The 8,163-nt window shown below is 36.6% G+C and carries 6 protein-coding genes; all 6 read right to left on the reverse strand.

Features of this window, described 5'->3' with window-relative positions; translation table 11 throughout:
- Nucleotides 1-7: 7 nt before the first annotated feature.
- Nucleotides 8-832, reverse strand: coding sequence for a VirB6/TrbL-like conjugal transfer protein, CD1112 family (locus ED2_RS08315; RefSeq protein WP_016177791.1), 825 nt, complete (start codon nucleotides 830-832; stop codon nucleotides 8-10).
- Between the two features lie 28 nt (nucleotides 833-860).
- Nucleotides 861-1,091 carry a hypothetical protein gene (locus tag ED2_RS08320; RefSeq protein ID WP_005875208.1) on the reverse strand — a complete coding sequence of 77 codons (231 nt, stop codon included), beginning with the start codon at nucleotides 1,089-1,091 and terminating at the stop codon, nucleotides 861-863.
- A 306-nt stretch (nucleotides 1,092-1,397) separates the two neighbouring features.
- Nucleotides 1,398-3,119, reverse strand: a complete 1,722-nt coding sequence (locus ED2_RS08325; RefSeq protein WP_016177792.1) for a VirD4-like conjugal transfer protein, CD1115 family — start codon at nucleotides 3,117-3,119, stop codon at nucleotides 1,398-1,400.
- Between the two features lie 28 nt (nucleotides 3,120-3,147).
- Entirely contained in the window at nucleotides 3,148-6,156 is a 3,009-nt protein-coding gene (locus tag ED2_RS08330) for a hypothetical protein (RefSeq protein ID WP_016177793.1), read from the reverse strand.
- A 23-nt stretch (nucleotides 6,157-6,179) separates the two neighbouring features.
- On the reverse strand, nucleotides 6,180-6,524 hold the full coding sequence (locus tag ED2_RS08335; RefSeq protein WP_005875204.1) for a hypothetical protein: 345 nt from the start codon (nucleotides 6,522-6,524) through the stop codon (nucleotides 6,180-6,182).
- A gap of 110 nt (nucleotides 6,525-6,634) precedes the next feature.
- Entirely contained in the window at nucleotides 6,635-8,056 is a 1,422-nt protein-coding gene (locus ED2_RS08340) for an AcpB/EbpR/MafR family transcriptional regulator (protein ID WP_025481403.1), read from the reverse strand.
- Between the last annotated feature and the right edge of the window lie 107 nt (nucleotides 8,057-8,163).

The following is an 8,163-nucleotide window of genomic DNA, read 5'->3' on the forward strand; positions in this document are numbered from 1 at the left end:
TCCTTGGTTACGATGCTGACAATATCATCTTTGCCCAGCCTTTTGTCTTATTGATTGAAAGTAGTAAAGCGATCATATAGATCGTCAATCCTAGTATGATCCCCCATATGCCTTCACCTACGTCCTTCATGATCCTAGCAAAAATCATTGGGTAAATGATAAGAACCAAGGCGATAAAAGTGGCTTGCAGGCCCGTGGAGGCAAAATTTTTGAAGAAGCTTTTTGTCATTGATGAAAACTCTTGACTTGGTAATGCCCCCATTGGGATCGGTGCCATTGCTGAAAAGATATATAACTCTAAAAAGCGTAAATAGATCGTTACTTGAATCAATACCCGTACGACTAATGCTACTAAGAATAAGATACACATGATCAGTAAGATAACGATTTTCTCCCAAAAATCTAAATCATTTACCGCTCGTCGCACTTGCTCTGTTGCATTTTGTACTTTTCCACTAGCCCCTATCGCTAAAACTTTTGCTGATAAGTTTGCTGTGATAACGATGATCCCATCTAAGATATCCTGAATCCTTAAAATCACTACGTAACATATTGCAAACTTGATAAACGACTTGATGATCATTTCAAATCCAAGCATGGGGGCACCTCCTGCTCCTTCTACCTTCAAAGAAATCCGTTGAAATTCTAGAAGGATAAAAAGAGCAAGGATCGACAGTGCAAGTGGTCCCACTACAATGGTTTGCAGATCTTTTACCAAATCATATGCATCGTACATATAGGAACTTAAATTTTGTCCAAGCGTATTTTGTAAGTCTTCTCCATTTAGATAAACCATGATTTGACTGAAGATGCTCATTATTGCGTCTGCCATAAACTAAACTCCTGTTCTCCAAATCAAATTATGGTACCAATGAACTAAAATCAAAGGATGAGCCGAACCAGCCAGCTGCTGCTAAGATTAAGCCACCACCAACAATTTGCCAAATTCCTTGCTGCAATTGAGGACCATTTTTATCTTTCAATGCCCCAGCTAGAATGATCGTCCCCCAAATAAGCCAAAGTCCACCGCCAACTAATGTGAATTTAGATACTAGTTCAAATACCTGTTTCAATAAATTCGAATTGCCCATAATATTAAATACTCCTTTATCTATGTAATTTTTTTGGTGTTCCATCATTTAGTATATGCTACTTTTTTGTTATCTTTTCTCCAGTTATTTCCAAGTTGAGAAAATTTAGAACACTTCTTTATTCGGTTACACTCATTCTTCATAAAAGTGAGTGTTCTCTTGCTTTTTCGTCTATGCATCCATCGGAAATGAGTCCCTCTAACAAAATCCAACAAATCATTTTCTGTTATTTTTTATTTTTTCACACAAAAACTCTCTTTTTAATTGGCCAATTTACGGTAAATACCAAAAAGAGAGTAGAAAAAGTTAAGCAGATAAGTCGCGTAGATACATATATTTTTCTGTTACATCGCCTAATTTCTTATAATTTTTATGTTTGAGAATATCATATTTTTCCGATAAAAATGGATTTGCACCACGTATTTTTAAGATACACTGTTGCCCTTTTAAACTTGCTACTTCATCAGGGTCCATCAGATTACGCCCCAATTTTTGGAAGCTTTCATTGAATGAACCATTTGAACCTTTTGTCACACTGATATTTCGCTGTTCGATCGTCTCTTTCCCCAGTAGTTTAGAGATATATTCATGCGTACTTTTCTCCATTCCACCCAAGTATAAGAACACATCACTTGTACCAATGATTGTTTCCCAAGTATCCTTATACAATGTCTTTAACTGGCTGATATTTTGCAAGATCACATTCGTTGAAATTTCTCTACTTCGGATAACAGAAATCACTTTTTCAAAATCAGGTATCTGTCCAATATTGGCAAATTCATCTAGGATACAACGCACATGACAAGGCAATCGTCCCTTATAGATATTATCCGCTTTGTACACGAGCATATCGAAAAGCTGCTGGTACATCATACTTGCTAAAAAGTTGAAACTCGTATCTGTATCTGGCAACAAGATGTACAGAATGGTTTTCTCATCGCCCACTGTATCTAGTTCCAACGTATCTTTTGAAACCAACTCTTTGATACTTGGAATATCAAATGGTGACATCCGTACACCTAAACTCACTAAGATACTCTTCGTTGTCTTATCCCCAGATAATTTGAAGATTTTATATTGCGCTACAGCAAAATTCGTTGGATCTTTTTCTTCTAGCTCATTGAATAAGACATCTAACGGACTGACAAAGCCTGGAACATCTTCTTCGATATCGGCTAACCGAACCAGTTCGATCACATTGCCTAGTGTGCGGTCTTCTTCCACCACTTCTTGGAGCAAATAACTGAAAATTGCCATGAGCAAAGCCGTTTCTGCCTTTTCCCAGAAATCATCGCCCCCTTTTTTGTTAGGGTTAGAGGTATTCTTGATCAGATTGTTCACGATTTTTAAGATATCATCTTCGGTTTTTATGTAATGGAATGGATTGTAGTGATGTGTATCCCGGCGATTGATCAAGTCGAATACTTTGATGTGGTAGCCTGCTTCTTCAAACATTTTTCCTGTCTCCGCCAATAATAACCCTTTCGAATCACTTACTACATAAGAAGAGTGCATCTGCATCAAATTCGGTTTTACGTAGAACCGTGTCTTACCACTCCCAGCACCTCCGACAACTACAACATTCTTATTTCGATTGAAGTTGTCTTTGCCGGTTATCTTCATCCCGCCGGATAACGATAAACTTTCCGTCTTCGTCAATAAAATATTAAAATCTTTTTTCTTATCTATGAATGGGTAAATGTCCCGCGGTTTCCCCCAACGTGCACTCCCGTATTCTTCTCCTGGTCTGACATTCTTGTCGTCGAACACTTTATACAAGACAAATAATCCGTAAGCTAGAGTCAAAAAACCTCCTCCAGCTAATGATCGAGTATCAAAAGTAAAATGAAAGGAAACATTTGACAGTTCATCTATAGTCTGAAGAAATCCTGTCATCAGTTTATCTAAAAAAGAAAGCTCTTCTGATTTTTCAGCTAAAAATAAAAAACATGTTCGATTCCCTATATAAAGCAGTATGCTAATAATGACGATATGCAAGCTGATCCATGCATATTGTTTTTTTCTCAAGTTGAAACCTCCTTTTCTGATCGTTTTTTTAACTCATTACTGGTTGTTCTACCTTTTTCTTCCTAGTGTTACTTTGAGTCGCTTCTCGTTTTTTTTGTTCTTCCTGTGCTACTTGTAGTGTCTGATTATTTCTCTGACTCGCTAGATTGGATTTTTCAACCGATGTATTCTTTAAATCAGAGAACGAGCGTAATACTTTTTTCTCGGCCACAGCTTCCGGCGTTCGCTGCTCACTTTTTACATTGACAGAATGAGTCGCTTCATTTTTGATTGCTTCTATCTTTGGCTGGCTTGGCCCCGCTTGATCTATTCGACTTTGAGAATTCTGTTCTCCTTTATGAGCTGGTTCCGTTACCTTAGGTCCTTCTACTTTTTGCGCTACCATTTCTGCCTGTAGCCGCTCAACTGCTGATTTGGCCACCTCCGTTCTTACTGGTTCCGGCGTTTTCTCTTTAGCAACGACTTGTTCTTTTGTTTCCACTTTCACAATTTCACTGATTTTTTCTTTATATTCTTGATTTAGTGACTGATGCTGTCCTTTTTCTTTATCTTTTTCATACCGCTTAACGATCATCTTTTCCCGATTGCGGACTTCCCGTCGGACAAGGAATTTTTGAATTGGTTTGAACACCAATTTATCCGCCAACAATACCGAACCACAAACGATGAATGAACTAGCCGCAAGAGCAAATGCATCAACCATGATTGAAGAAGTTAACATTGGGAATATTGCCGGCGCAATCGCCCCAGCAGTAAAGATCGCTCCAGCAGTCAAACCAACAATCAATGCGATTTTTATCTTATGACGCCACATATAATCAAGGGAACGCTTGGTCAAATTCCACGCACGCATTTTCAGAGATAATCGTTCCCCAGTCACAGGATTGAAGCCTTTATTCCGAAGTTTTCTTTGTTCTGGTGTTAATTTTCCGTCGATGTGTAGCGTTTTTTTCAATTGCGCAATTACTGGTGCTAACTTCGCAGCTACCGGTCGTATCGTATGTTTTGAAATGGTTTCTTGTGTGTTCGCTATTCTATTTTTTATTGGCGTAAACACTTTGTCTTTAACGGGGGAAAGAACCTTTTCCTGCACCCTCTCCACAACTTTATCTAAGCCTTTAGCTGCTCGCGGAAACTTCTTTCGGGTCGCTTGAGAAAGTCTGTCCATTCCTCGTCCCAAAAGCTTTGGTCCTACATACAAAACTTTTTGTGCGACATACGTTCCTAGAATTGCTTGTTGGACTGCACTAATCCCCGCTGCTCCATTCATTATCAAAGTCGTTTCTGGCATGACTTGCGCTATAAAACCTGGAACGGCTGGCATTAAGAGAAATGGCGTATCCCACGCAGCTTGCCTCCCGATAAGTGCATAGAATGATGGTCTTTTAAAAACATGGTACCAACGATTGCTTAGCTCTTTATAGTCTATCTTTTTTAGTTCATTCGTCTTTTCAATCAGCTCAAGCGTATCTTTTTTTACTTGTTCGATTTCTTGTGACAGCATACTTTTATCTTTTGGTACTACTTTTTCGATATAGTCGCTTAATTTATTGTTATCTTGGAGAATACTCTTTAGATCATTTATGAGCTGCGTATCTTCCGCCATGGTAGCCTTGATATCCTTAAATCGATCTACTCTTTGTGTCCTCGATTTTCTATCAAGGAGAAAGTTATTCATCGGCGCTTTTTTTATTATTGCCTCAGCGATTCGGACATGTTGTTCCAATAATTCGACTTGCTCCTTCAAATAAGGCCGATATGCCTCCATCAACTTTCCATCTACCTTCTGATTTGGTAAAGTCAATTCAGGTGTAGGCCGACTACGTTTTACTGCTGGGCTTTCCATCGCCTTTTGAACAGAGTGAGGACGCTTTAAATTAGGTCGCGGAAGCTTGATTTTAGGGTTCTCACTTCCATCCACTACGTGCTCTCGTTTCAACTGAGGACGTGGCAGTTTGATTTTAGAGATCCCATTTCTATCGGTTAAATGAGGTGCGGAATAACTACGTGTTAATTTAGGCCGTTCTTGGATGTTCTCTTGAATGGATTGAGAACGATTTAGTTTAGGACGTGGAATGTTAAATTCTGATTGTCGAAGCAACAAATCAGAAGTATTTAATACTTTCGCAGGATCTGATACTGCAATATTTTCCAGTATTTCACTATGTGCTATGTAAACATTTTTTTCAAACGTCAATTTTTCCTTCATCTCTTGGACAGCGTCTAATTTTTGCTTTAAATCGCCTACAGACTCTTCATCCTTTGGAAGATATTGCGAAAATGATGGTGTTCTTTCCAAACGTTGGACAGGCTCAACCGCTTTTTCTATGTTCGTAAGATCGTTCGTATTCCCCAGCTTTTCCACGATCTGGATTTCTACATTAGACAACTGAGCGATATTTTTTTCAGTATTCGTCAATGCTTCTTGGACGACTTTGTTTTCATGTTTTTTTAATTGACTAACTTCTCTTCGAAGCTTATCCACTTCTATTTCAAGACTTTTATTTTTCTCATTAAGTACACTACTCGCTCGCATGAATTCTGCTGATTTCAAACTAGTAAGATACGAGATATTTTGGTTAGAGGGATCTTTGATTGCTTGCTCGAGAGAAATAGTGTTTAATCTATTTTTAGCTGTTTCCAATTTTTGATTATTGATTTGATAATTTTTTTTGGCTTGAACCAAGTCAGCCATCAAATTTTTCTGTTTTTCTTCTAATGCCTTTAAGTCAATCGTTTTACCTGTGGGTTGTAAAAAACTCTTCTTTTTTTCTAAACTTTCTTTTTCAACTAGCCAATCACTGATTTTTTTTTCTGTTTCTAAGTTCTGTAACTTAGTCGCTTTTAGTTCTTCAAAGCTTTCTAAGATATTCCCTATGGAAGGTGGTTTTTCGCCACTTGCTATTCTTAAAATCCGTTTGTTATGTTGTCCACCTTTCTCAGTCAAAAAAAGTTTGATAAAATCCTCAGTTAAATTAGACTGATTGATAAGATCATCTATCGGATTCCCTGATTTATCTTCTTCGTTCGTTCCCATTTCTTATCCCTTCTTTCTAAAGCTTACAGTGTATGATCACTTGCTAATATAGGAGATTTGGGAAGTGATTGGCTACTTTGCCCAGAACGCGTATGGACATTGTTGATTTTTTCCTTAAATGATTGTCGTTCTGATTGTTTGACATCCTGCTTTGTTAATTCATTCACAGGAGAATTTAGATTTCTTTCGACTTCTTTAACAGCGGTTTTTGCCTTTCGTTCTTGGTACTTTTTATAGCCCCATTTTCCTAAAGGCTTGAGCATCCAATTATAAAGGACGGTTTTAGCTATCAATCCAGCTAACTTAAGTAGTCCCCATATCCCTTTTCCTAAGCATTCCAGCATTTTACAATCATATAAAGTAAACATTTTTCTTCCTTCCTCTCTATAAATCATACTTTTGTTTAATGATAGACGAAAATAGTCATGATCTCATTTCTATTTTTTCAAAATTATTAAAAATTTGACGAGCCAAAAAGCTAGGAGGAATACAAGTACTCCTCAAAGTTCGTCCAAAAGATAGGTGTTGGTACTTTAGAAATTTTCAAGATCTCCGATGTGAGCCGCTCAAAATTCAATGAAAGATCAGTCAAGACCAAGTCATATTTATTCACGATTTGATAGTCGATAGCAAAGATATCTTTTTCATAAATATCGATATTTTTGAAGAAAGGATACTTGTTCAAAATCAGCTTTTTATATAGCAAGGCTAGACCGACTTCTTGCGTACTTAAAACCAAAATCGACTTTTCTTGTATTTTAGGTTCGATCATTCGCAACAGTTGAGGCGATGAGATGATCAGTTCTAAAAATAGATCTTTATGTAATAATTCACTTTGCTCAATAAAATGGAGTTCAGACGTGGCTAAGGCCAGATGATAGGCCTGCCAGATCTTTGGATTCGTCTTCATCATTTTCTGATAAAAGATATCTGCATAACTTACTTTAAAGATCATCAATTCTTTATAAAAGTTGATATAGTCCAAAAAATAGTCCACTTTTCTTTTATTGACTGCGGAATCAATATTCAATAAGTAATAAAAATGCGTCAAAAATTTTTCGATTTTTGTAGGCATCGCCCCATATTCCCTTGGATTATCAGTAAATAGTAACCCAAAATACGAGCTTATGACATTGGCCACATTAACTTTATTGACATTAAATTTGTACTTTTGGTTCATCAAAGTACCGAAAACTGTATCATCGTGAATTATCTTATAGACCGTGTCAACAACTTCTTCTTTATTGATCAATTCGATTGCAGGAATAAAATGCTTATTCCCCACACGAATGATCGAAACAAAAATATAATATACGGAATAAATGATTTTTGGCGTACTAGCTGCCTTTTTTTGTGTTTTTAAGCAACGTCGCAGCAATTGATAAATGGTGTCAAAATATGTAAACTCTTTTACTCGATACATTTCTTTGAACATACTGGCAAACAGCCGCCTGATCTTCGTTTCATTGCCAACGATAACTAACTTTGTATCTAAGTCTATCTGTATATCCATCTTCTCATGTAAAAAATATGTATTGATTTTTGTTACTATACGCCGAATACTTGTTTTACTTAGGAAAAGTTCTGTAGAAATATCATTTAATGTCGGTTCAGCGATAAAGATATGTTTTAAAATCTTGACATTGATCGAACTATTTAATATTTTCACATAAATATCATCTAAGTTGATATTCTTAGGAATCCTCAAAGATGCTTCTTTATAATGATTGATTCCAATATGTGCAGGAAAGCAAGAAACATTGAAATGATCAATGTCAGCAGTAATCGTTTTATCGGTTATATTTAATTTTCTCGCCAGTTCACTAATATTAGAGGATTCAATATTTAACAAATAAAGTAAGGTAATTTGCCTTTCCAGTTGCTTTTCAAGTAACCCCATATCATTTTTCCCCTCTCTTTCAGAGCTATAGATGTATCGTACAGTCAATTCCTTTATTCCTCTGGAACTTTTTTTCTATTATCATAAATTTAAGTTTTAAGTACGAA

The sequence above is a fragment of the Enterococcus durans NBRC 100479 = LMG 10746 genome (assembly GCF_001544215.1).
In the GTDB taxonomy this organism is placed as follows: Bacteria; Bacillota; Bacilli; order Lactobacillales; family Enterococcaceae; genus Enterococcus_B; species Enterococcus_B durans.

Excerpts from the sequence above, each read along its gene's own strand:
- ED2_RS08315 (WP_016177791.1), bottom strand. The coding sequence starts at position 832 with ATGGCAGACGCAATAATGAGCATCTTCAGTCAAATCATGGTTTATCTA.
- ED2_RS08320 (WP_005875208.1), bottom strand. The coding sequence starts at position 1,091 with ATGGGCAATTCGAATTTATTGAAACAGGTATTTGAACTAGTATCTAAA.
- ED2_RS08330 (WP_016177793.1), bottom strand. The coding sequence starts at position 6,156 with ATGGGAACGAACGAAGAAGATAAATCAGGGAATCCGATAGATGATCTT.
- ED2_RS08335 (WP_005875204.1), bottom strand. The coding sequence starts at position 6,524 with ATGTTTACTTTATATGATTGTAAAATGCTGGAATGCTTAGGAAAAGGG.
- ED2_RS08340 (WP_025481403.1), bottom strand. The coding sequence starts at position 8,056 with ATGGGGTTACTTGAAAAGCAACTGGAAAGGCAAATTACCTTACTTTAT.